This window comes from Petrimonas mucosa (assembly GCF_900095795.1).
GTDB lineage: Bacteria > Bacteroidota > Bacteroidia > Bacteroidales > Dysgonomonadaceae > Petrimonas > Petrimonas mucosa.
This window is the reverse complement of sequence record NZ_LT608328.1, coordinates 368,879-392,628: the sequence shown is the minus strand read 5'-3', so window position 1 is coordinate 392,628 and position 23,750 is coordinate 368,879. Positions and strand designations below refer to the sequence as shown.

Annotated in this window: 17 protein-coding genes and 1 tRNA gene; 8 read left to right on the top strand and 10 right to left on the bottom strand. The window is 47.6% G+C overall.

The annotated features are described in order from the left end of the window. Window positions 1-66: 66 nt before the first annotated feature. From ING2E5A_RS01570 to ING2E5A_RS01550, 5 genes are read left to right on the top strand one after another with little or no spacing between them, the layout of a single operon-like run. Window positions 67-1,086 (top strand): metallophosphoesterase family protein, encoded by a 1,020-nt coding sequence (locus tag ING2E5A_RS01570; protein WP_071135895.1) that lies wholly within the window; start codon window positions 67-69, stop codon window positions 1,084-1,086. A 29-nt stretch (window positions 1,087-1,115) separates the two neighbouring features. Beyond that, entirely contained in the window at window positions 1,116-1,391 is a 276-nt protein-coding gene (locus ING2E5A_RS01565) for a glycoside hydrolase family 97 C-terminal domain-containing protein (RefSeq protein WP_071135894.1), read from the top strand. A gap of 17 nt (window positions 1,392-1,408) precedes the next feature. Then, on the top strand, window positions 1,409-4,678 hold the full coding sequence (locus ING2E5A_RS01560) for a glycoside hydrolase family 2 TIM barrel-domain containing protein (RefSeq protein ID WP_071135893.1): 3,270 nt from the start codon (window positions 1,409-1,411) through the stop codon (window positions 4,676-4,678). Window positions 4,679-4,712: 34 nt separating this feature from the next. After that, window positions 4,713-6,494, top strand: coding sequence for a DUF4091 domain-containing protein (locus ING2E5A_RS01555; protein WP_071135892.1), 1,782 nt, complete (start codon window positions 4,713-4,715; stop codon window positions 6,492-6,494). Between the two features lie 11 nt (window positions 6,495-6,505). Then, a complete protein-coding gene (locus tag ING2E5A_RS01550; RefSeq protein ID WP_083373122.1) occupies window positions 6,506-8,383 on the top strand; it encodes an endonuclease/exonuclease/phosphatase family protein in 1,878 nt (625 codons plus the stop codon). Here ING2E5A_RS01550 and ING2E5A_RS01545 read toward each other — a convergent pair. The 7 genes from ING2E5A_RS01545 to ING2E5A_RS01515 all read right to left on the bottom strand — a co-directional run bounded on the left by ING2E5A_RS01545 (window position 8,376) and on the right by ING2E5A_RS01515 (window position 16,712). After that, window positions 8,376-8,792 carry a BT0820 family HAD-type phosphatase gene (locus ING2E5A_RS01545; protein WP_071135891.1) on the bottom strand — a complete coding sequence of 139 codons (417 nt, stop codon included), beginning with the start codon at window positions 8,790-8,792 and terminating at the stop codon, window positions 8,376-8,378. The genes ING2E5A_RS01550 and ING2E5A_RS01545 overlap by 8 nt on opposite strands. Before the next feature lie 230 nt (window positions 8,793-9,022). Next, window positions 9,023-10,981, bottom strand: coding sequence for a glycoside hydrolase family 97 protein (locus ING2E5A_RS01540; protein ID WP_154670005.1), 1,959 nt, complete (start codon window positions 10,979-10,981; stop codon window positions 9,023-9,025). A 613-nt stretch (window positions 10,982-11,594) separates the two neighbouring features. Next, window positions 11,595-13,007 carry a group II intron reverse transcriptase/maturase gene (gene ltrA, locus ING2E5A_RS01535; RefSeq protein WP_197678513.1) on the bottom strand — a complete coding sequence of 471 codons (1,413 nt, stop codon included), beginning with the start codon at window positions 13,005-13,007 and terminating at the stop codon, window positions 11,595-11,597. A 470-nt stretch (window positions 13,008-13,477) separates the two neighbouring features. Next, window positions 13,478-13,551: transfer RNA gene (locus ING2E5A_RS01530), tRNA-Ile, on the bottom strand. A gap of 86 nt (window positions 13,552-13,637) precedes the next feature. Next, window positions 13,638-15,491 carry a 4-hydroxy-3-methylbut-2-en-1-yl diphosphate synthase gene (locus ING2E5A_RS01525; RefSeq protein ID WP_071135889.1) on the bottom strand — a complete coding sequence of 618 codons (1,854 nt, stop codon included), beginning with the start codon at window positions 15,489-15,491 and terminating at the stop codon, window positions 13,638-13,640. A gap of 40 nt (window positions 15,492-15,531) precedes the next feature. Beyond that, window positions 15,532-15,906, bottom strand: a complete 375-nt coding sequence (locus ING2E5A_RS01520) for a VOC family protein (RefSeq protein ID WP_071135888.1) — start codon at window positions 15,904-15,906, stop codon at window positions 15,532-15,534. A gap of 80 nt (window positions 15,907-15,986) precedes the next feature. Then, window positions 15,987-16,712, bottom strand: a complete 726-nt coding sequence (locus tag ING2E5A_RS01515) for an MBL fold metallo-hydrolase (protein WP_071135887.1) — start codon at window positions 16,710-16,712, stop codon at window positions 15,987-15,989. Window positions 16,713-16,970: 258 nt separating this feature from the next. Here ING2E5A_RS01515 and ING2E5A_RS01510 point away from each other — a divergent pair, with 258 nt between their 5' ends. The 3 genes from ING2E5A_RS01510 to ING2E5A_RS01500 all read left to right on the top strand — a co-directional run bounded on the left by ING2E5A_RS01510 (window position 16,971) and on the right by ING2E5A_RS01500 (window position 20,263). Further along, a complete protein-coding gene (locus ING2E5A_RS01510) occupies window positions 16,971-17,807 on the top strand; it encodes an enoyl-ACP reductase FabI (RefSeq protein ID WP_071135886.1) in 837 nt (278 codons plus the stop codon). 95 nt (window positions 17,808-17,902) lie between these two features. Continuing rightward, window positions 17,903-18,511, top strand: coding sequence for an L-threonylcarbamoyladenylate synthase (locus ING2E5A_RS01505; protein ID WP_071135885.1), 609 nt, complete (start codon window positions 17,903-17,905; stop codon window positions 18,509-18,511). A gap of 72 nt (window positions 18,512-18,583) precedes the next feature. After that, window positions 18,584-20,263: a S41 family peptidase gene (locus ING2E5A_RS01500; RefSeq protein ID WP_083373121.1), complete on the top strand. Its 1,680-nt coding sequence runs from the start codon at window positions 18,584-18,586 to the stop codon at window positions 20,261-20,263. On the opposite strand, the gene ING2E5A_RS01495 is transcribed toward ING2E5A_RS01500, so the two are convergent. Genes ING2E5A_RS01495 through ING2E5A_RS01485 form a run of 3 tightly spaced genes read right to left on the bottom strand, consistent with a single transcriptional unit; the run spans window position 20,226 to window position 23,738 of the window. Then, complete coding sequence (locus tag ING2E5A_RS01495; RefSeq protein WP_071135883.1) at window positions 20,226-20,627, bottom strand: hypothetical protein; 402 nt, start codon at window positions 20,625-20,627, stop codon at window positions 20,226-20,228. The genes ING2E5A_RS01500 and ING2E5A_RS01495 overlap by 38 nt on opposite strands. Window positions 20,628-20,676: 49 nt before the next feature. Beyond that, window positions 20,677-21,666, bottom strand: coding sequence for a tRNA dihydrouridine synthase DusB (gene dusB / locus ING2E5A_RS01490; protein WP_071135882.1), 990 nt, complete (start codon window positions 21,664-21,666; stop codon window positions 20,677-20,679). Then, on the bottom strand, window positions 21,663-23,738 hold the full coding sequence (locus ING2E5A_RS01485) for an alpha-L-fucosidase (protein ID WP_083373120.1): 2,076 nt from the start codon (window positions 23,736-23,738) through the stop codon (window positions 21,663-21,665). The genes dusB and ING2E5A_RS01485 overlap by 4 nt, the downstream gene beginning before the upstream one ends. Window positions 23,739-23,750 lie beyond the last annotated feature (12 nt).

The window sequence follows — 23,750 nt, the reverse complement described above, 5'->3', positions numbered from 1 at the left end:
TTTCCTGTCTGTAACATGGTTTGAAAAATTGGAGTGTTGTTAATTTGATTTGAAAATGAAATAGATATGGATAGAAGATTTTTCATTGAAAAAACTGCGCTGGCTGCAGGAGCGTTTCTATTAAGCAGAAAGATCGAGTCAGCAAATAGATTGCAAAATCTTGTTGATGATAAGCCGCAACTGAAATTATCGTACAATAATGATCGGAAATTTAAAATTGTCCAATTTACAGATATCCATTGGAAATCAGCTGTTCCCCAATCTCAGGAAGCGGTTGATTGCATGAATAATGTTCTAGATATCGAAAAGCCCGATTTGATTTTTTACACTGGCGATCATGTAACCGGCGAGCCAGTTGCCGAAGGGATTGACGCCATCCTGGAGCCGGCGGTAACCCATAATATTCCATTTGCAGTTGTCCTGGGAAATCACGATGATGAACTAAGCATGGATCGTAAAGCAATCTACAACCAGATCAGAAATTTACCTGGAAACCTTACCAGTAGAGTTGAAGGGATTACAGGTACAACCAATTTTGCTATCCCCATTTACCAGTCGAGCAGTGAACGGATAATGACAGTGCTCTATGGTTTTGACAGCAATAGGGACTCCATTGAATCAGATCAGGTAAACTGGTACAACAAAACCAGCAAAGAGTTCACAAAAATCAACAAAGAGAATCCGATTCCTTCTCTTGCCTTTTTCCACATTCCCCTGCCAGAGTTCAGGGAGGCAATTGTCGATCTGGATGCACGCTTCTATGGCACCCGAAAAGAGAAGGTTGCATGTGCCAGCCGAAATACAGGCCTCTTCAATGCTTTTAAGAAAAATGGCGACGTTATGGCTGTTATTGTCGGCCACGATCATTTGAACGATTATGTAGTTTGCTGGAAAGAGATTATGCTCTGCTATGGTCGCGTTACCGGCAGCAGAAAAACATCACACTACAATCATCCCGATGGGAGTAATGGAGCTCGTGTCATTGAACTCACTGAAGGTGAAAGAGGTTTCGAGAGTTGGATACGCCTGCGAACCGGCGAAAAAATCAAACCTTTTATTTACCCTTTTGATTTCATTGATAAATAATGTTGATTGATTGAACCCTTTATACCATTATGAAAAGGACAATTCCACTCATTCTGATGCTCTTGCTTACGTGTGGAGCAATTGATGCAGAGAAAAAATATGGCATCTCATCGCACGACGGGCAACTGACCGCCGAGATAACCGTGGGGAAGCATCTCTCCCGGAGCCTGTTCCGCGACGGTGCGAACGCTCACCGGAAAGGCAGCGACTTCAAAAGTGAGATGCGCGACGTCAAGTCGGATGACACCCTCAAGCTCTATCTAGCCCCGGATGGCGGATTCGCAATTAAACTTCGAAAAAAATAATCATAAACCAACTGAATATGAAAAAGATTTCGATTTTCCTATCAATTTGCCTTGCCTACGGATTGGCAACCGCTCAGGAGCAGGCAGACCGGTATACAGAGATTACCGACGCTAAACTTGTGCATATAAACCGATTACAACCAAGATCCACCTTCTACACCTTCAACAGCCTGAAGGATGCGATGAATGCTCCATTCTCTTCAAAAGGCAGCAATGTGGTATTGTTGAATGGCACCTGGAAGTTCCATTATACCGACAATTTTAATGAACGCCCGAAGGAGGGTTTCCAGGATACCGATTTTGATGACAGCCGTTGGAACGATATCCGCGTGCCGGGCAATTGGGAGACAGAGGGTTTTGGTGTCCCAATTTATGTGAATACCACCTATGAGTTCACTTCGCCGGGACACGCCCCTTACTGGGACAGACCCAATCCGCCATTCGTGCCTGAAGAGTTCAATCCCACGGGCACTTACAGGAAAACATTTACCCTGCCGGACAACTGGCAGGGGAAGGAGATCATCCTGGTTGCCGAAGCGACAAGAGGGGCAGCCTACTACTACCTGAACGGCAAGTTTGTGGGTATGAACAAACAGGGTAAGCTGCCGGCACGTTTCAATGTGACGGAACAGGCTCAAACAGGAGAAAACGTGCTGGCGGTACAGATTCACCGCTGGAGCAGCGGCTCTTACCTGGAGTGCCAAGACTTCTGGCGGCTATCGGGATTTGACCGCGATGTCTACCTATATGCCCGACCGAAACTGCATCTGGCAGATATCTTCGCGAAGCCAGAACTCGATGAAAATTATACCGATGGCCTTTTCAGCCTGGATGTTACCGTAGCCTCTCCGGAGCAAGACAGAAGCCCTTTTACAGTAACCTACACCCTATTGGATGAAGATGGGAAAAAGGTGGCTGGAGGGTCCCATGCTGATACAGATTCGGGGAAAGCGCCTACTTCTCTCCGATTTGAAAAAGCCTTCCAAAATGTCTCATTTATCAGTTTCAAACAGACTGTCCCGGGGGTAAAAAAGTGGAGCGCCGAAACACCTCATCTCTACACGCTAAACCTGGAGCTGAAAGATGAAACGGGAACCTCCGTTGAGGCTACATCACTGAAGATCGGTTTTAGGAAGGTAGAGATCAAAAACCGCCAATTCTTGGTCAATGGGCAACCGGTGCTGCTGAAAGGAGTCAACCTGCACGAACATGACGAATATACCGGACATTACGTCACCGAAGAGCTGATGCGAAAAGATTTCGAACTGTTCCGGAGATACAATGTCAATGCAGTCCGTACCAGCCATTATCCACAACAGGAGATGTTTTACAGACTGGCCGACGAGTACGGCATCTATGTGATCGACGAGGCCAACATCGAGAGTCACGGGATGGGATACAGCCTCCGAACCGGGGGTACACTGGGAAATAACCCGCTCTTCCTTGAAGATCACTTGAGCCGCACCATCGGCATGGTGGAACGCGACAAGAACCATCCCTGCGTAATCACCTGGTCGCTGGGAAATGAGGCAGGCAACGGATACAATTTTTACGAAACCTACCGCTGGATCAAGAGTCGCGACCTCTCACGACCAGTACAGTATGAGCGGGCCGAGATGGAGTGGAACAGCGACATCTTCGCACCCATGTATGCCGACCCGGATGAGATAGAACGTTTCGCCAACGATCCCTCTTCAGACCGCCCACTTATTCTTTGCGAGTATGCCCATGCCATGGGGAACAGCCTGGGCAACTTTACCGAATATTGGGAGATCATCCGAAGATATCCGCTGTTGCAGGGTGGATTCATCTGGGACTGGGTCGACCAGGGTCTGGTGAAACATGACGAAAAGGGGAATCGTTTCTGGGCATATGGAGCCGACTTTGGGCCGAAAGGAACACCCAGTTCCGGGAACTTCTGTATCAACGGGATGGTCTTTCCCGACCGAAGCGTGAAACCTCAAACTGAAGAGATGCGCAAGGTATACCAGAATATCTGGTTCCGCAACTTTAATCCTCAAGATGGTTCCGTGGAAATCTTCAACGAACATTTCTTCACCGATCTTAAACCATACCGGTTCACTTTCAGTATCAAATCAGCAGGAAAAGAGTTGGGCAGGGGAACCCTGAATGTCGAAGCGGCGCCCCAACAAACCGTGAAGACTACAATTCCCGGTTGGACCCGCTATGCCGGGAAGAAAGAGCAGTTGACCGTCACCTTTAGTGTAATCCAGAAGGAAGAGGAAAGATTGATCCCTGCCGGCTGGGTAGTTGCCCGCGATCAGTTTGTGATCAATAATCCCCCCGTTCTCAGGATGGATAATCCCAAAGCTGCAAAAATTGAAGAGACCGGAAAATCAATCATTGTTAGCGGTCGACGCTACAAGGCAATCTTTGACAAACAGAGCGGCCTGCTCACCTCCTATCAGATTGATGGAACAGAATATATCAATGAAGGGGTCGGACCGCGTCCTTTCTTCTGGCGGGCGCCCAACGACAACGATTATGGTGCGCGGCTCCCTAAAAGACTCTCCGCATGGAGGGAGGCCAGCTACCGTGAACCCGTGGCGGAAAATCTGAGGATCACGCAAGGTGAAACAACAACAATCAGCTACCGTTACAACTATCCAGAAGTGGGTGCGATCAACGAAGTGACCTACACCCTCTACGATAACGGTACCATCCACATCAGTAACCAGTTTGATGCCTCTGCATCGAAAACTGAGTTGATACCCCGTATCGGCATGCGGATGCAGTTAACCGGAAAGCTGGTGCAGGCCGACTATTACGGTAGAGGACCCTGGGAAAATTATGCCGACAGGAAAAGTTCCACCTTCCTGGATCGCTACTCCTCCCCCGTCAGCGAAATGGTAACCCGGTACATTTTACCTCAGGAGAATGGACACCACACCGATACCCGTTGGCTGGCACTTACCCAGAAATCGGGTAAAGGGTTGCTATTTGTGTCGGACGACCTGTTCGAGTTCAATGTTTCAAACTATTTGCTGGAGACGGTAAGCAACGGTGAATCACTCAATAACGATGCTCCGGCAGGAACTGCCCCCCGGAACAAACATATCAACGATTACCGTCCGTCAGATCTGGTAGATCTCTTCATTGATCAGCGCATGCAGGGGCTTGGCGGAAACAACAGCTGGGGCAAGTTGCCACTGGAAAAATACCTGATCCGTCCAGGTAAGAGTAAAGTCACCTACGGTTTTACGCTGATTCCTATCGGAAACAGGAGAGAGATTGACCGTCATTTTGGTTTTAGCGAAAAAAAATAGCTAACTTTGGCAGTCCAAATTGAATTGAGAAGAGATGAAAATCACAAAAACAGTTCCCCGGCATGGCCTTGCCGCACTGCTTGGCCTGTCGATCTTCGCCACCATGGCGTGCAATGGAGGAGGTGCACAAAAGGTGTGTGCCACATTCGAAGAGATGAAAGATCCAACAGCAGATACCCTGTCGGACTGGTCAAACGTAACCCCGGGCCTACACGCTTCGGTTATCTCCATTGATGAGAAGTTTCCCAAATCTGTGGCTCCGCAGGTTACTCCCGTTAACAACATAGAGCTCTCCGCATGGAAGGGGGAGAAAGTCTCCGCACAACTGCTGCTTTGGACTGCCGAGGATGTCAGCCAGGTAGAGTGCCGGTTCAGCAACCTTGTATCGGAAGGGAATACGCTCCCCGCAACAGTGGCACAGGCACGGTTCGTCAGGTACGTCATGACCGACGAGTTTGGTCCCGGCTGTGGACGGCGCAAACCTGGAGATTTCCCGGCTTCGCTTGCACCCGACATGCTGGACAATCTGGAGTGCTTTAACCTGGAGGCAAAAACCGCAAGGCCGGTGTGGCTCACAATATCTGTTCCATCCGATGCTCTTGCCGGAAATTATAGAGGCAAAGTGACCATCTACGCCAAGGGGAAGAGAAATAGGGATTTCGACATCAGTCTGGAAGTGGTAGACCGGTTGTTACCCCAACCGTCGGAATGGAGCTATCACCTCGACCTGTGGCAGCACCCCTCGGCCGTGGCCCGGATGCACCAGCTTGAACTCTGGAGCGACGCCCACTTCGAAAAGATGAGACCGCTGATGCAGATGCTGGCCAATGCAGGCCAGAAAGTGATTACCGCCACCCTGAACATGGATCCGTGGAACAACCAGTGCCATGACCCTTACGCAGACATGATCATCTGGACAAAAAACAAGGATCAGAGCTGGAGTTTCGACTATACCGTTTTCGACCGTTGGGTGGAATTCATGATGGGACTGGGCATTGACAAGATGATCAACTGCTATTCGCTCCTCACCTGGAATAACCGGCTCCACTACAACGACATGGCGAAAGGAGAACTGGTTACCGTGGAGCTGAAAGCGCAGTCTGCCGAATATGAGGAGCTCTGGAGTGTATTCCTCAAAGATTTCACCCGGCACCTCCGGGAAAAGGGGTGGCTCGAAAAGACCAATATTGCCATGGACGAACGGGGACCCGCCGACATGAAGGCTGCCCTCCGGGTATTGGAGCGTTATGCTCCGGAACTGGGGGTGTCGCTGGCCGATAACCACAAGAGCTACCAGGAGTATCCCTGGATCAAGGATATCTGCGTAGGTGCCGGCAATGAGGTCAGCCGTGAAGAGATCGAAGCGCGGAGAGCAAAAGGCTTGATCACCACATACTATGTCTGCTGCTCCGACAGGTTTCCCAATACCTTTACCTTCTCCCAGCCGGCCGAAGCGGTCTATGCCGCCTGGTATTCGGTTGCCCTCGACTTCGACGGATTCCTGCGCTGGTCATACAATTCATGGGTAGAGGATCCGCTGACCGACTCCCGTTTCAGGACATGGCCGGCCGGCGATACCTATATTGTCTATCCCGACGCCCGGAGCTCCATCCGCTTTGAACGGCTGGTTGAAGGAATCCAGGACGCGGAGAAGATCCGGATACTGCGGAAAGTCTACGCCGCCGAAAACAGCCCCGAATCTAAGGAGAAACTGGAGCAACTGGAAGAGGCAATTGCCGGATTTGCAACATTGGAACCTGCTCCCGACTGGAACGATAGATTGAACAACGCCAAGAGATTGTTGAATTCCAAATAAGATTCCCGTAGATGAAAAGAGGAGTTCTTCCACTATCAATTATTCTAATCGCCCTATTTTGCTGTGGTGCACAAGCCTCCGCCCCATACGATGGCGGTCGTTTTCCCCAACGGGAAAACACCACCCGTATCATGAGCTTCAATATCCAGCACGGTAGGGGTATGGATGGAAAAGTGAATATTGAACGAATTGGGAAGGTGATCCTCGAAGTCAACCCTGAAGTGGTTGGATTACAGGAGGTGGACAGTATGATAAACCGGAGCGGCAATACCGACATTATCCGGATGTTATCAGAACAGACCGGAATGTATGCCTCTTTCGGGTATTCAATCCTCTTCAATGGAGGAAAATATGGGAACGGTGTATTGACCCGGGAGAAACCGGTAGCTGTAAGAAAGATTAATTTGCCTGGGGCAGAAGAGGCACGTTCAGCACTTATCGTAGAGCTGAAGAAGTATATAGTTGTAAACACGCATCTTTCTCTCACCGAAGAGGAGCGTGTGGAGTCGGTTAAGATCATTACGGAAGCGGTGAAGGATTTTGACAAGCCGGTCTTCCTGGTCGGAGATCTGAACGCTACTCCAGATTCTGCACCCATCCAACTGCTCAAAACCGACTGGCAAATACTTTCCGATCCTAAACAGCACTCCTATCCATCAAACAATCCGAACGTCACGATCGATTATATCTTAGGATATACCGCCAATGGCGAGACCTATGCCAAATACAAAGCGGAAGTGGTGAACGATCCGATCGCCTCCGATCACCGGCCGGTGTATGTGGATATCCGGCTCAAGACACCGGCCGATCAGGTGATGCGTACCATCCCCTATCTGCAGAATCCGGGGTGCGACGAGATGACGATCATGTGGCTCACCAATGTGCCTGCACAAGGCTGGGTGGAGTTCGGCACCGACAGTACGAACCTGCAACCTGTCAAGAACTTCCTCGAAGGGGTGATGGTGGCCAACAACAAGATCCACAGGGTACATCTGACCGGACTCCACCCGGGAACAAAGTACTACTACCGTGTGGTGTCGCAGGAGATCACCCGCTACTCCAGTTACTACAAGGAGTTCGGAGATACGGTAAGAACAGAGCTGAAATCGTTTACAACCTGGAGCGACAAGCAGCGGGATTTCCGTGTCATCGTCTACAACGATCTGCACAGCAACATGGCGATGTTCAACAAGCTCCACTCTCTGGTGGAGCAGAAACCATACGACCTGGTGATCTTCAACGGAGATTGCTTTGACGACGTCGAGGTAGAGGCCGATATCGTAAACCGGCTCAACAGCTATACCCCACGCATCAAAAGTGACGAGGTCCCCTCCATCTTTATCCGCGGAAACCACGAGACGCGCGGCGAATATTCACTCCAGCTGTGGAACTATCTGGAACGGATAAATGGACGCTCCTACGGTGCCTTCTCACTGGGAGACACCCGATTTGTCCTGCTCGATTGCGGTGAGGACAAACCCGACGACCATCCGGTCTATTATGGCATGAACGACTTCACCCAACACCGGATCGACCAAGCCGACTTCCTGAAGGAAGAGCTGAAGAGTGTCGCATTTCGCAAAGCAAAGAGGCGGATTCTGATTCACCATATCCCCATCTTCGGAGTGAGAGCCGACAGCTTCTCCCCCTGTTCCGACCTCTGGGTACCAGTACTCCGGAAGGCTCCGTTCGATATCTCACTCAACGGACACACCCACCGTTTTCGGGTAATCGATACCGGCCAGGCCGGCAACGGCTTCCCCGTCATTATCGGTGGAGGAAACCGGGAGCCCGACGGTACAGTGATGATACTTGAGAAGAAGGGGGAGAGGTTGACCGTTGAAGTAATCAATGCGGCCGGGAAAATATTGCTGTTCAGGACTATTTGAACCAGCTCCAGAAACCTCGCTTTTCAGGTTCTGACTGGTTCCCGCTGAAGAGGCCAAAGTTGTTCTCTCCCCTTGCAGTAGCCTGCACTATCTGGTAGATGATCCCCCAATCGGGAAGTCCTCCCAGATTACGATCGTCAATAAACAGATCCGCCATCAATTTGCGAGGGGAGTTTTCCCGCTTCTCTTCAGGGTAGTTCGCATTCACCGCGAAGAAGGTTATGCCATTCTGATAGCAATAATCGAGCGCCTCCTGCAGCAGTTTTCCTTCGCGCACGGTCCAGAGGATAAGCTGGTGACCGTCATTCTGCAGCATCTTGAGAGTTTCAATCGCAAAGGGAATGGGCTTGCCGATTTTCGGATAGGCATGTTCGACAATTGTGCCGTCAAAATCAATAGCTATGATCATATATTCAAATTCTAATCTGAAACAGTAAATTTGGCATATCGGATTCTGATCGTTCTAGCCTGAAATTGTTATCCTCCTATAAAGATCAGAAATAAAGAGACAAAAATAATCAAAACAACTCAGGTCTGCTAAAATAAGCACCCGAAATAGTGAAAATTCAACAAACAGAACCGGGTAAATTTTGAGCAGTATCCCCAATCTGTATCTTTAAAGTTATGTAAAGCCTGATGCTATTCCTCTTCGAGCTTTGCGATCCAACCTCCCCCGGAAACCATCTCGATGGCTACACTATCCCCTCGCCTGATACCTCTCTTTCTCTCCCTTTTATAATCAACAGCTGTCTTGTCAGCATTGACACCATCTTTAATTACCTCCATGACATACACTTTTCCCGGTTCAAGAAAATCAAAATTAATCGATATATTTCTTGGATCCCAATCTGTTATGGCTGCGACATACCATACACGACCTCTCCTCCTTGCAAGGGCCACATAATCTCCAATCCTTGCATCCAGGGGGACTGTTTCATCCCATTCAACAGGTATCCCAGCTAGAAACCTTGTACACTCCATGTTATTGTAGTACAACGGTTGCGCATCAGGAACCATCTGCAGGGGACTCTGCATCACAACAGCCATTGCGATTGAATGGGCTCTGGTTCCCTGCCCCATCGGTTTATCCCCGTTTACTCTGAAATCCTGTTTTGTTGCATTATTCATCGTCCCTGGAATATAATCCATCGGGCCAGCCACATTCCGAATAAACGGCAATGTACAGTGGTGATCCGGATTATCCCAACCATTTATACCATTATATTCAAATTCAATGAGCGCCTCCCTTGTCAATACATTGGGATAGGCACGGCGTAAACCATCAGGACGATATGCACCATGGAAATTGATAATCATTTTGTACTGTGCACATTTTTCAGCAGCTTTCCAATAGAAATTGACCGCTTCCTGATCAGAACGATTGATAAAATCTATCTTTACACCTTTAATACCCCATCTTTGAAATTGTTCTAATGCTTTATCCATCTGTTCATCAAAAAGAGCATAGGGTACCCAGAGAATGAGATCTACATTTTTTGATCTTGCATGGCTGACCACCTCCTCCATGTTTAACCCTGGGATGGTTTGGGTGAGATCCTCTCCCAAGGTCCAACCATCATCAAGCATGAAATAGTTCATATTAAAGTCATGTGCAAAATCGACCATATATTTCGCTGTCTCGGTATTTATTCCTGCTTTAAAGTCGACATTGTAGATACCGCGACGCGACCACCAGTCGAATGTAACCCATCCCGGTCTTATCCATGATGTATCGGCTATTTTGCATTCATCGCCCAATAAATAGACCATCTGATTTGTCAACAACCCGATCTCCTTATCGGCAAAAGCAAAAACTTTCCAGGGTAGGCTGCGGGGAGCCTTTATATCAGCAATAAAATCACCGTTTCCTGTAGTGCTCTTTCTATTGAATCGATTTCCCTTTTCGTTATAACCTGTTGGGACGCCCCAATAATGGGTCGTCAACCCCTCCTGCCTCTTTTTTATCCACATGACAGGATAATCCTTGCTGTCAGCCTCCATGAAGAGGATAAATTTGCCCGCTCCACTCTTCACGAGAGCAGGCAGATTGCCCATATCATTGATCTCCATGTCATGGATGGAGGTTGTCAGATAAGGCTTTTCGTAGTCGCTATTGGGATTGTTATCCTTTTGATATGTAAGGATTGCGTTCTCGTCAAAGAGAAAATTGGCAATATCATTTTTAATTCTCAATTCTCCAGGCAGGTCGAGGATGTAACGGTAGGCAAATCCGTCACTGTACAACCTGAACTCTAATTTGCTATTATCGGTAAATTCAATTGTTACCTCATTATACTTATCCGGGATTTCTGCCTGTTTCTCTTTAATAACCGGCTGGACAAGATTGTCGACCGCTCGCTTCCTGATCCTTTTTACCCTCGCTTTTTCTGATGGAATCACTCTCTCTTCTGTTTCCAATCGGATATTCTCTATCCTAAAAATCGTTAAGTTGTCAGCAAAGAGTTCAACGGAGACCTCTTTCTCCACAAATATATGCAATGCCAACCGTCCGTCCGGAGAAACAATTTTTGATACAGAAGCTCTCAAACATACTCCCCATAAGATAAAAAAAACAAGTATAAAGTAAATCCTTTTCATAATGTAACCAGTATCTGCTTTGTCACTATTCACATGCTTCTTGAAATCAATACCCAATCACTCTCAGCTCCCGAATCACCAGGTGGATCAACAAGGTGCCCTCCTTTCCCGGCCTTGATTCCTTTCCAGCTTGTCACCATTTCCCGGTTGCCGGATTGAACCAATTTGTGTTTAACCTCCCCGACAGCCTGCCAAGGTCAAGACGAATATCTCTTTCCGGCTGCGGTGTAAATGATTGCCCTGCTCCCGTTGTTTCCGCGCATGGCGGTTATCCTGACAGACCGGCCATTAACCTACGATGCGCAATCACCCCCTGTCTAAACTGTTGAGTCAACCTGTAATTGTTGAATGTTGCCATGTTTCTCAAATTAATTTCACCTTCGATCAAGAAAGAGAAGTTAAAAATAGTGTTTTTTATAATCAAACACTATAACCAGCTGGGAATATATACTTTTTGATATAAAAAACAGAACTCCCTCTTTTCCAGGTAGCGGTTATTTAACAGTCGTCCAGATGATTTTCCGATTAACAAATTCTCAAATCGAGTAGGTAGGGGGATTACTCCCCCGCCCTCTCACACCACCGTGCATGCTCTCGCACACGGCGGTTTCTTTTAATGGTTTAACCTTGCATAATTTAATGAGAGATTGTAAAGACCTACATCGTTGAACCACCGGTTGGACAAGGCTTGATGCGCTTGCGGGCATCCCGATTTACACCAAAGCCCTTTCCCCGAAAGAGCCAATATCCAACTTTGCCAAGTCTCCACACCGTGGCTTTTCAAAAATTGCTGAAGCGTAATTACACGCTTGCATTGCTTTAAGCGATAGCACCGAAGTTTTCGCCGTATCCAAGAATCTATATTCTCCAACAGGCGTTTACAGCGTGCATGCCGAAAGTAGTTAAGCCAACCGCGCATCACAGGTTCGAGTTCCACAATAATTTGTTCAAAATTCACGCCCCTATTGCGTTTGGTTAACTTCCGTACCTTTTCCTTAAAGCGTTTTACACTTTCGTTGGCTATGCTCAGACTGCCATCCCTTTGAATGGTATAGCCCAAGAATTTGGTGTGATTGACCGGACATACCCGGCTTTTCTCTTTGTTTACTAGTAATTTCAACTTGGTTTCGATAAATACGCTTATCGATGCCAACAATCTCTCGCCTGCCCGTTGGCTGCGTACGTAGATGTTGCAATCGTCCGCGTAGCGAACAAATTTGTGTCCCCGCCTTTCCAACTCTTTGTCCAGTTCGTCTAAAACGATGTTGGACAGCAAGGGTGAAAGAGGACTGCCCTGCGGCATCCCTTCGGTACGTTGGCTTACAACCCCGTCTATCAGTATACCGCTTTGAAGGTATTTGCGTATCAGCCACAAAAGCGTTTTATCGCTGATGGTGGTTGATAGCAGATACATTAAACGGTCGTGGTTGACCACATCGAAAAACGTTTTCAAATCCATATCTACAACGATTACTCTACCCTCTGATACGTATTCGCTGCCTTTCTTTAATGCTTGGTGTGCATTGCGGTTGGGGCGAAAACCATAACTGTGGTCGGAAAATTTTCGTTCGTAAATAGGATTGAGCACCTGGGAAATCGCTTGTTGGATTATCCTGTCCGTTACCGTCGGGATACCCAATTTGCGTTTGCCGCCGTTGGGTTTCGGGATTTCGACCTGTTTTACCCCTTGCGGTTGGTAAGCGCCGTTGTAAAGTTCGCTTTGCAACGTTTCTGCATGTTGAGAATACCATTCAGCAAAATCTCCTGTCGGCATTTGGTCAATACCCGCAACGCCTTTGTTGCGTTTTACCTGTTTGTAGGCTGCCTTGATATTGTCGTGAGACAACACCAAGCTCATTAAATCGGGGGTTAAGGCTCGTTCCTGTTCGCCTGCTTCTTTTACTTGAAACGCCTTTGTTCCCGAAGCTCCACATACGGTTTCACTCGTGGGAAAAGGGCGGATAACATCCTGACGCTGCTCACTAAACAGGTCATATTGGTACGTTATCTCTTGCGGTTGCGCCATAAAAGAAATTTTGAACTAACTGCTCCTTAAATTAAAAGATTCAGACCTTCTTCGATGGTGTACACACACCGAATACTATGTCTTCTGCTGACTTCTTGAAAGGTGAAAACAACATCGCTGTTGTTCGTGCACTGTTGGTGCGCCTCTGCAAGATCTCTCGGGATAAGATACTAAACTTTCTCTGAGTTCTGCCTGATTTACTCACGTTGAGTTACGGTTGAATTTTGGGCGTTCCCAATCTATGGCTCGGTTGCCCGCTCAAATGAGCCTTATATCTGGTTTCTGTTCGTCAGAACTGCAGATTTGCTAATGGCTTCTTTCAGATTTGCGGTCGCCCGCAACACCTTTGCCAATCACTAATGTTTCCTATCAACTCGGCACATACAGGAACTTTCATCCTGTTAGCTTAATACCATGCCCGACATACCAAAAAAGAGAGAGCTGTTTCTCGCAACTCTCTCTTTTTCAAGTGGTCCCACTTGGGCTTGAACCAAGGACTCCCTGATTATGAGTCAGGTGCTCTAACCAACTGAGCTATGGGACCTTTTCGACCATCTTTTTGTCGAAAGCGGGTGCAATATTACTACTTTTTTTGCAAATTACCAAACAGCATTGAACCAAACTGCATGATTAATTTGCCTCAGGCTCTATCCAGTCCCCGTTATCCTTGATCAACTGGATAAGGTGCTCCACAGCCTCTTCTTGGGGAATATTTTTCTCAACCAGCTCTCTCTTTCTGTAGAGTGAAATCTTCCCATGCTCCGCACCCACATAACCGTAATCGGCATCGGCCATTTCGCCCGGACCATTAACAATACACCCCATCACACCAATTTTCAGGTGCTTCAGATGTGAGAAATGTTTTTTTACCAACGCAACTGTCGTCTGCAGGTCAAACAGCGTGCGACCACAACTGGGACATGAGATAAACTCCGTTTTGCTGGTACGGACACGGGCTGCCTGAAGAATACCGAAAGCATAGGAGTCGAGTTGAGCGATCCCGATATTTCCTGAATTCGAGATCATGATTCCATTTCCGAAACCGTCAAGCAGTATGGTTCCAAAGTCGACACCCGCTTTAACCTGGAGATCCTCTGCCATATCTTCCGAGTAACTGCGCTGGATAACTACCGGTACGTCACACTGCTCAATAAGCAGTTTATGGAAAAATGCCCGCTGTTCACCTACGCCATTCAGATGAGTGGTCTGAAGGATAACAACCACCTTCTCGCTCTTTTTTAGCACCTGTACAATATCATCGGTCAGTTGCGGATAGGAGAGTTGTAAGAACTTGACAGCCGCATTACACTCTCCGATAGCAGAAATGTTTTCGGTTGTGAACATCGGGAAGTTATCAATCCGATCTTCCCAATTTGGAAAATCGACGATCGACTTCATCCCTTTGGGAAAGTTGGCGGGGAGATTACTCCCCACGTAGATATAATCGGGAATAAAATGAGGATTGATCGACATGTCGGTTATTGCGCTCCGGTCTGAAATTACTACCGGCACAAATCCTCCGCCAATGTTTCTAACTGCACGCGTCTCCCGCTTGTCTGTGGAGAATGGCGAAAAGCCTGGATAGAGCTCTCCCTTAATGGGTTCATGCCCCTCCCTTTGTGCAACGTAATTCACAATTTTTCGGGCAACCGGAACCTCCGCTTCAGGATCTTCGCTCAGCGATACCCTGACGGTATCTCCCAAACCATCCGAGAGCAACGCCCCTATCCCTACGGCCGACTTCATCCTGCCATCTTCACCGTCGCCCGCCTCGGTCACACCAAGATGCAACGGAAAATGGATATCCTCCTTATCCATCCTGTCTACCAGCAAGCGGACCGCCTTGGTCATCAGTAACGTATTGGAGGCCTTCATCGATATGACAATATCGGTAAAACCCTCATCCAAAGCTATACGCAAGTACTCCATACAGGATTCCACCATACCTTCGGGGGTATCACCAAAACGGGTCATGATACGGTCGGAGAGTGAACCATGATTTACACCTATCCGAACTGCCGTACCGTGCTCCTTGCAGATCTGCAGAAAAGGGACCACTTTGGACCTGATCTTTTCCAGCTCCTGTCTATACTCCTCGTCGCTATATTCCAGCACGGCAAAGGTTTTCTGCTTGTCGACAAAGTTACCCGGGTTGATCCGCACTTTCTCCGCTACTGTGGCCGCCACATGTGCCGCACGCGGATTGAAATGGATATCTGCCGACAACGGCGTGGTATATCCCTTCTCTCTCAGTTGTCGGTGGATGTTCCGCAGATTCTCAGCCTCCCTTACACCCTGTGTAGTGAGCCGGATCAGATCGGCGCCCGCTGCAATAATCCGCTCGCATTGAGCCACGCTACCTTCGGTATCGAGCGTGTTTGTGTTTGTCATTGTTTGTACAACAACCGGGTGGTTACCTCCCAAGGTAATGTTTCCGATACGCACATCGATTGTTGGACGGCGATGATAATTGAAATAATCCATTCTTATTTTCTTTACATAAAAGGTATAGAGCCGGCACCAGTTATATCGGGAGGATTTCGACCCAGTAGCCGTCAGGATCCACAATAAAATACAACCCCATCGATTCGTTTTCGTAACAAACACAACCCATCTCTTTGTGATAGGCCCTTATCTGGTCGTAATCTCCCGCAACCCTTACACACAGGTGTTGCTCGTTATCTCCCATATTGTACGGGCGATCCCAGTCGCGAAGCCAGGTCAACTCCAGGGTAAAACCGGTTTCTCCGTCACCGAGGTAAACCAATATAAAAGACCCGTCAGAAGCCTCTTTTCTTCGTACCTCTTTTAATCCCAGCGCCTTGTTGTAAAACTCAATACTTTTCTGAAGATCAAATACGTTGATGTTGTAATGATCAAATTTGCTCTTAATTTCCATATTCTTTTTTCTGTTGTATTGCAGGAGTCCCCATACATCAGAGGTCTGCCTTCTATTTTACTTAACTCTCCGTTCGGGTGCTACAGCTTATACGACTGTCCCTTTTTGTACACGGGAAGGAAGGTGCAGTTCTGCAAGCGGGCATAACGACTGAAAGCATTGGCTTTTTCATAATTCTCTCCAAAGTGCATCGGCAGAAAATAATCGGTCGCTATCCTGTTGACAAACTGTTCGGCCCCCCGCATGTAATCCTTTCCCAACCGTGGATCCACTGGAAACATCGCCAGATACACCTGATCCACCTTTTCAGCGAGGAGTTCCAGCTGACAAAGATAACTATTTTCATAACCCGTGGACTCAAGAAAGGGGACTTCTTCGTTCCAGTGCCAGTTGTTGAGGTCACCAGCGTGAAAATAACGCTTACCCGAAACATCCACCACAAAGGAGCCTCCGGTATCGGTCGATCCGAAAGCCTGAACCCTAATCCGGTTATCTTCATAGGTTTCAAATTTGTCGAGAAAGGCAATATTCTGATAAACAGTGATTTCACTGTTATTCATCACCTCTTTCGAAAATATATACTTCACGTTCGACTTCGTTATACCCCATCTTAAAATTTCCGGATTGTAGTGGTCGGGGTGTGAATGGGAGCAGAACACATAGAGGTCGTCGGGTTTTCCAAGCAGATAATCACTTACCCAGAAAGTGCCGTCATCCCTTTTCCCATCCTTGTAGAAATCGAACAGAATCGAGAACCCGTCAAACTCGAGCAGATAACAACTGTGAAAAATATAAGTAACTGTCATAATCTACATTTAACTTCTCATTATAACAATTCTATACGATTTTGTTCACCATCGAAGGGTATAAAAATTGATAAAAACTGTAAAAGCTGGCCTTTGCATACAAGTATCTAATGAACGTTGAGATGAAAGATGGAGCAAATTGGGGTCAACCATACAAAAAAGGGTGAGTGAAAGAACATATTTTGCTTTTGTTTGTTTAAAAGTTTGCACATTCTTTATATTTTTGTGCAGTTTTTTATTTCATAAACAAAAATCAAAATGAATCACAACTTATTAAAAGGCAAGAGAGGCATTATCTTCGGTGCGTTAAACGAGCAGTCGATTGCCTGGAAAGTGGCTGAACGGGCTGTGGAGGAGGGAGCAACCATAACGTTGTCGAATACTCCGGTTGCCGTACGGATGGGAGATACAAACAAGCTAGGAGAAAAACTCAATGCTGAGATCCTTCCCGCAGATGCCACCAACGTGGAAGACCTGGAGATGGTTTTTTCCAAATCAATCGAGATATTGGGTGGAAAAATTGATTTTGTTCTGCACTCCATAGGAATGTCTCCCAACGTGCGTAAAAAACGCACATATGATGATCTTGATTACGACCTGTTTAATAAAACGCTGGATATTTCGGCCATCTCCTTCCACAAGATGCTACAGGTAGCCCGCAAGCTCGATGCTATTCAGCGCGGTGGCTCAATCTTGGCCCTGTCGTACATTGCTGCGCAACGTGTATTTTACGGCTATAACGATATGGCCGATGCGAAAGCTTTGCTGGAGTCGATAACACGAAGTTTTGGTTATATTTACGGTCGAGACAAGGGGGTACGCGTAAATACCATTTCGCAGTCGCCTACCATGACAACGGCCGGAAGCGGTGTGAAAGGAATGTCAGACCTGATGGACTTCTCCGAAAGGATGGCACCTCTCGGGAACGCGGATGCCGACGACTGTGCCGATTATTGCGTGGTGATGTTTTCTGACCTTACCCGTAAAGTTACCATGCAAAACCTCTACAACGACGGAGGATTCTCTGGAATGGGCATGAGTCTCAGGGCAATGAAGCAATATAGTAACGGTCTGGACGAAAGCACGACTGAATAGCGTGAGTTAAGCCCGAACATAAAATCTACATAAAAACAATTTAGTAGCTTCGGAATCACATCCGAAGCTACTTTTTTTCTATTTTTGTGACTATTATGATAGTAAAGATTTATAATGAGAATCCCAATCCACGGGAAATTGAGAGAGTGGTTTCCATTCTCCGTGACGGCGGCATCCTGATCTACCCAACCGATACAATTTACGGTATGGGGTGTGATGCCTTGAATGTACGCGCAGTGGAAAAGATCTGTGACCTGAAAGGGATCAATCCCCAGAAGAGCAACCTCTCAATCATCTGCAACGACCTGAGTGCCATTAGCGAATACGCCAAGGTGGATACCCCCACTTTCAAACTGATGAAGCGCAACTTGCCGGGGCCCTTTACTTTTATCCTCCCTACCACATCATCACTTCCCAAGATCTACAAGAACAAGAAGACGGTAGGTATCCGCGTACCCGACAACCCGATCATCCGCGAAATCGCGCGGGCGCTCGGTAACCCTATCCTCAACACCTCAGTGAAAGATGAAGAGGAGGAGATTGAATATATTACCGATCCCGAACTGATCCATGAAAAATGGAGCGACATTGCGGAGATTGTCATCGATGGCGGATTAGGAGGTATTGAACCCTCTACCGTCATTGACTGCACTTCAGATGAACCGGTAATTGTCCGCCAGGGGAAAGGAGTGTTAAATCTTTAAAATCTTGTAGCTCTGGTTAAAATCTTTACTACTTTCACAGTCAAAGAGCTGTTATTGTAATATACCTGCCCAATGAAAAAAAGAGTTACTCTATTTTCAATCCTGACCATACTGCTGCTAATGGTAGTGTCGTGCCAGGAAAAAGATCCAGTTGTAGAGTTGAAAGGTGAATTGAAATCCGTTTCATACAATCCCGACTCTAAATCATTTATACTTACCTATAACAATGGGGAGACAGAATCGGTTAGTGCGATGGTCGACAATACGACCAATCCGCCAACTGCCAGTGCAACCTTGCAAGACGGAACCGTAATTTATACGGGGGATGCCACAATAGGTGGAGCAGCAACCATTGTAAAAGATATCAATATAGTAAGCCAGTTTGTCTATGACGGCATGTCGCTTTATTATCTCTGGGCAGATGAGGTGAAAAACAAGAGACCGACCGTGGCTGATGTCAATCCGGAGAGCTATTTCTATAAGATACTCAACAATATAGACAAACAGCATCACTGGTCCTGGATCACCGATGATATCGAATCCTTGCTGGCCGAATTTGAGGGGGAATCGAGAGATGCATTCGGTTTCCAACCCTTTCCTCTCTATTTGGACGAATCCTATACCACTGTCATAGGATTCATTCGCTACGTTTTTCCCGGTTCCCCCGCGGAAAAAGCGGGACTTAAAAGAGGTGACGTAATCATTAAAATCAACGGACAGACGATAACTGTCAACAACTATACAATGATGTATGGAGCCAACTCTGCAACAACTTTTACCGTTCTTGATCAAACTTTCAGCAATCAAAGGGAGGTTACGGTAATTCCCGCCAAACTCAGCGCGGATCCGGTACTATATAGCAACATTTACGAGATAGAAGGGAAAAAGATCGGGTACCTGTTCTATACCAACTTTACAGAGAATTACAACAGCAGCCTCTACCGGGTATTCTCCGAATTCAAAGCCGCCGACGTAACCGATCTCGTGTTGGATTTACGCTATAATCCGGGCGGAGGAATCTCTGCTGCAAGCTATCTGGCATCGTTGATTGCTCCGGAAGAGAATGTAAGAAACCGGGATGTTTTAACCATCATGAGTTACAACTCGTATGTAAACAGCATCTATGACCAGTATAAATGGGAGCGGAAAGAGTTTCTGGGGAATTACAACAGCTCAAAATATCCCGATCCGTTGGGTGCCAACCTGAACCTGGACAAGGTGTACATCATTGCCACCTCCAGCTCCGCATCGGCATCCGAACTGGTCACATTCTGCCTGAAACCGTTTATGCAGGTGGAGCATATCGGCGAGAAGACCTCGGGGAAATATACCGCATCGTGGACCATACACCCATTCGATGATTTCAATAAAAGGGCGCAACCCATCTACGTGGCGTCAAGACTCTCCTCCTCGGAAAAAGAGAAACTGAAAAACTGGGGAATGCAGCCGATAGTGGGCCGTTACACCGATAAAAACAACAACGATTTTATAGCAACAAACGGGCTGGTTCCCGATCATCTCATTCAATCCCAGGAGTACAATACCACCACCTGGAAGCCCATCGGCGATATTCATGACTACCTGTTTGCCAAGGCCATTTCGCTGATTACCGGATTACCCTATGAAACCAGATCAACGCGAAGCGTCAATCAGCCACAGTTCAAACCTGCCGAGCTCTACCCGACCAGTGAATCGATCCGCAGACAGGCGGTGATCATCGACAATCCGGCACTTCTCCCGTCCGGGAATTGATAGAGAGCCAGACCGGCACATTCTCATTCAACAACTCGTACTCGAGAGACTGATATTTGATATACTCATCGCGAGACAAGATCTTCTGCAGGTCTGCCTCGCGCTTTGTTTTCAGTTTCCCGACCCTTTTTTTCCGGTTGCAGAGAGAGCAGGTTTCAACTTTCCATACCTCCAACAGAAATGTAGTCTCCAGTTTACAGAGCTGATTGGCTTTATCATTATCGAAACCGATCAGTTGCTGCATCCTGGCCACTTTCTCCTTTGCACTTCTTTTCAACAGATCGGCAATGATTCCAGTTTCCTGGGCCGAAGCGATGCAGGTAAGAGCCAACAGAAGAGCCAATACAACACCCCATTTTTTCATTTCGCATCAAGTTTGGTCTATCAATCTGACTCGTTACCGGCTCCACTGTTTAATGCAGCCCATACTTTTCTGGAATCTCATCCATGATGGCAAACAGTTCATCCAGGGTCTCGGCCCGGAGCAAGGCGATCCGGGTTGCTTTAAAATCGGGAATACCCTTGAAGATGGGTGTTCCGGCCAGATGCCGGCGGATGTGAAGGATGCCGCGCCGCTCATCCAATCGCTCCACACTCTGCAACACTTGCTGTTTCAACACGTCAAGATACCAGGTGAATGGGTGTTTGGGTGCCATCTCTCCCGTCTCGAGATAGTGCTTCACATCGCTGAAGATCCAGGGCTGCCCGTAGCTGGCCCGTCCGATCATCACCGCATCCACACCGGTTTCGTCGAAACGGCGCTTGCAATCCTGCGGCGTAATCAGATCGCCGTTCCCAATAATGGGAATATGCATCCTGGGGTTATTCTTCACCTCACCTATCAGTGACCAGTCGGCCTCCCCAGTATATTTCTGCGCACGCGTCCTGCCGTGAATGGTGAGTGCGGCGATTCCGCAATCCTGTAATTGTTCTGCCAACGCGACGATGATCTTGGAATCCTCGTCCCAGCCCAATCGGGTCTTTACAGTTACGGGCAGGTTGACCGCCTTCACCACTTTCTCTGTGATCTCGAGCATCAACCCGGGAGTTTTCATCATTCCCGAACCGGCACCCCTACCTGCAACCTTTTTGGCGGGACATCCAAAATTGATATCGATTGCATCAGGATTCGCCTCTTCACAGATCTTGGCCGCCTCAACCATCGAGTCGGGATCATTTCCGTAGATCTGGATGGCCACGGGGCGCTCCTCTTCACATATGGTCAGTTTCTCTTTGGTCTTCTTCACATGACGGATCAATGCATCGCTCGACACGAACTCGGTATATACCATATCAGCCCCAAACTGCTTGCAAAGCAGCCGGAAGCCGATATCGGTAACATCCTCCATCGGTGCGAGAAATACAGGATACCGCGATGGAAATGTTATATTGCCTATTTTCATCTAATTATCATTAAATTATTCATTCTCAGTGGAGCCACTTTCGATTCCGCATCTGCGGCACGCACGGAAACCGATTGGGTTATCCTTGTTTCCGGTAGCTGGAGAGAGTAGATTGTCCACTCGTCGAGGGGCTGCAAACTGTATGCCAATTCCTCCTCATATCCGTTATATTGCTTTATGATCAATTGGTTCAATCCTTTCCGTAGCGGAAGCAGCAAGACCTCTTTTCCATATTTCACCTTTTGGGGCGATAGATGTGCAGTGATGTACGCCCCATTGAGCAGTACATACACGCCGTTACCGCTGCCTAACTCCACTGCTATTGTCTGCTCTTTCTCCGACTCGATCTCTTGCAGGAAGAGAATGCTCTCCCGGAGCTGAATCGCCTCGGTATAGATTTCACCATACCGGAAACCGATAACCGGTTTCCAGCCCGAACCGGCTGCTCCTACGTTCACCAGTGGCAATCCCTCCTCTTCCACATAGCCAAATACACCTTTTCCGGGTTTCCGATAGAGATTGCCCCACTTCACCCTGCTCTTTTCCAATTTCACAGTTGTAGGATTGGAACCGTCAAGCACGATATGCTGCCTTCTTCCATCAATCTCGATATCGATGCTGCGCCCCCGTTCGCTATCAGTATAGAGCAGTTTTGGGAAGACCTTCCCTTTACTTCGGGATACCTTCCAATCGTAACCGATCAAGCTCTTGTATCCGCCGTAATAGTTCAAGCTGGAATGTCCGAACAGCGGCACTGCGTTTTGGGGCGACAATCGGTTGCCTGTTACAATAATGGAGGGAGTAACAGTAAATCCATTTTCAAACCGGATTCTGATAACCGGAATAAACTCTTCGGAACTCTTTTTCGGCAGTTCTACCTTAATAACACCCCCCTTTTGAGAAAAATTGCAGAGTTCGCCCGATGCCAGCAACCTTACCTCACTCACCTTTCCGGTGACTCTCTGCAACTCTATCTGTTGCGAGGCAGGAAGATCTTCCACAAAAGCAAACAGGTCATTTCCCTTCATGGTTACATTTCCCCAGGCAAAAGGCTTATCGAAGGGAGTTGCCTTGGTTCCGTAAATGGCTTCAGCATTTTGTTTGACCCACTTCCCGACACCTTGCAGCACATCCCGTTCGAACTTCACTACCGAACCGTCACCTCTCGGTCCTATGTTGAGCAGGTAGTTCCCGCCGCGACAGATCACCTTAACCAGACTGGAGATTTTCTCCTCCACTTTCGGCTTAACTTCACCGCGTTTCTGCCATGAACGATATCCCCATGTTTCATGAAAGATGGAAGCTGCAGTCTGCCACGGCACCTCCAGCTTGTAATCTGGATATTCGTTATCGGCCATCACTGCAAAATCGACATAATCGTTCCCCAACCGTCCGCTGATCATACATTGAGGCTGCAGGCGGTTTACCAGTTCATACAATCCCCGGCTCTGTTCAGGTGTGAGTGAACCCATGTCGAACCAGATCTCAGAAATGTCGCCATAGTTGGTCATGATCTCCTCCACCTGTTTCAGGTTGAATCGATAGTGCTCCTCGGTTAGCGGATCGGCGTTGTGGCTCGAGATCGGGTAAGCATGCGGGAAATTCCAGTCGATCAGGGAGTAATAGACAGAAAATTCGATTCCACCGCGACGACAGGCATCAGCCAGCTCCTTCATCAGATCTCGCTTATAGGGTGTGGCATCCACTATATTGTAGCGGGTATACCGTGAGTGATACATACAAAACCCGTCGTGATGCTTGGATGTAAAAACAATGGAGCGCATGCCCGCATCTTTCGCAAGTTTTACAATCTCATCCGGATTCCACTCAACCGGATTAAATTCCCGGGCGGTATTTGCATACCAGTCACTGAATATCCCCCCATGCGACTGGATCTGTTCGCTGTAGCCCCGACGTACCGGTTGCCCGTTATAGACTCCTCCGTACACGGAATAGAGTCCAAAGTGAATAAACATCGAATATTTCTGGTCGAGCCACTGCTGCGACGGTTTTTGCTGTGCGTTCGCCAAAATCGTGGCAAACAACAAAAAAAGAGTAAACTTCTGTTTCATGTTTTGGTTTTT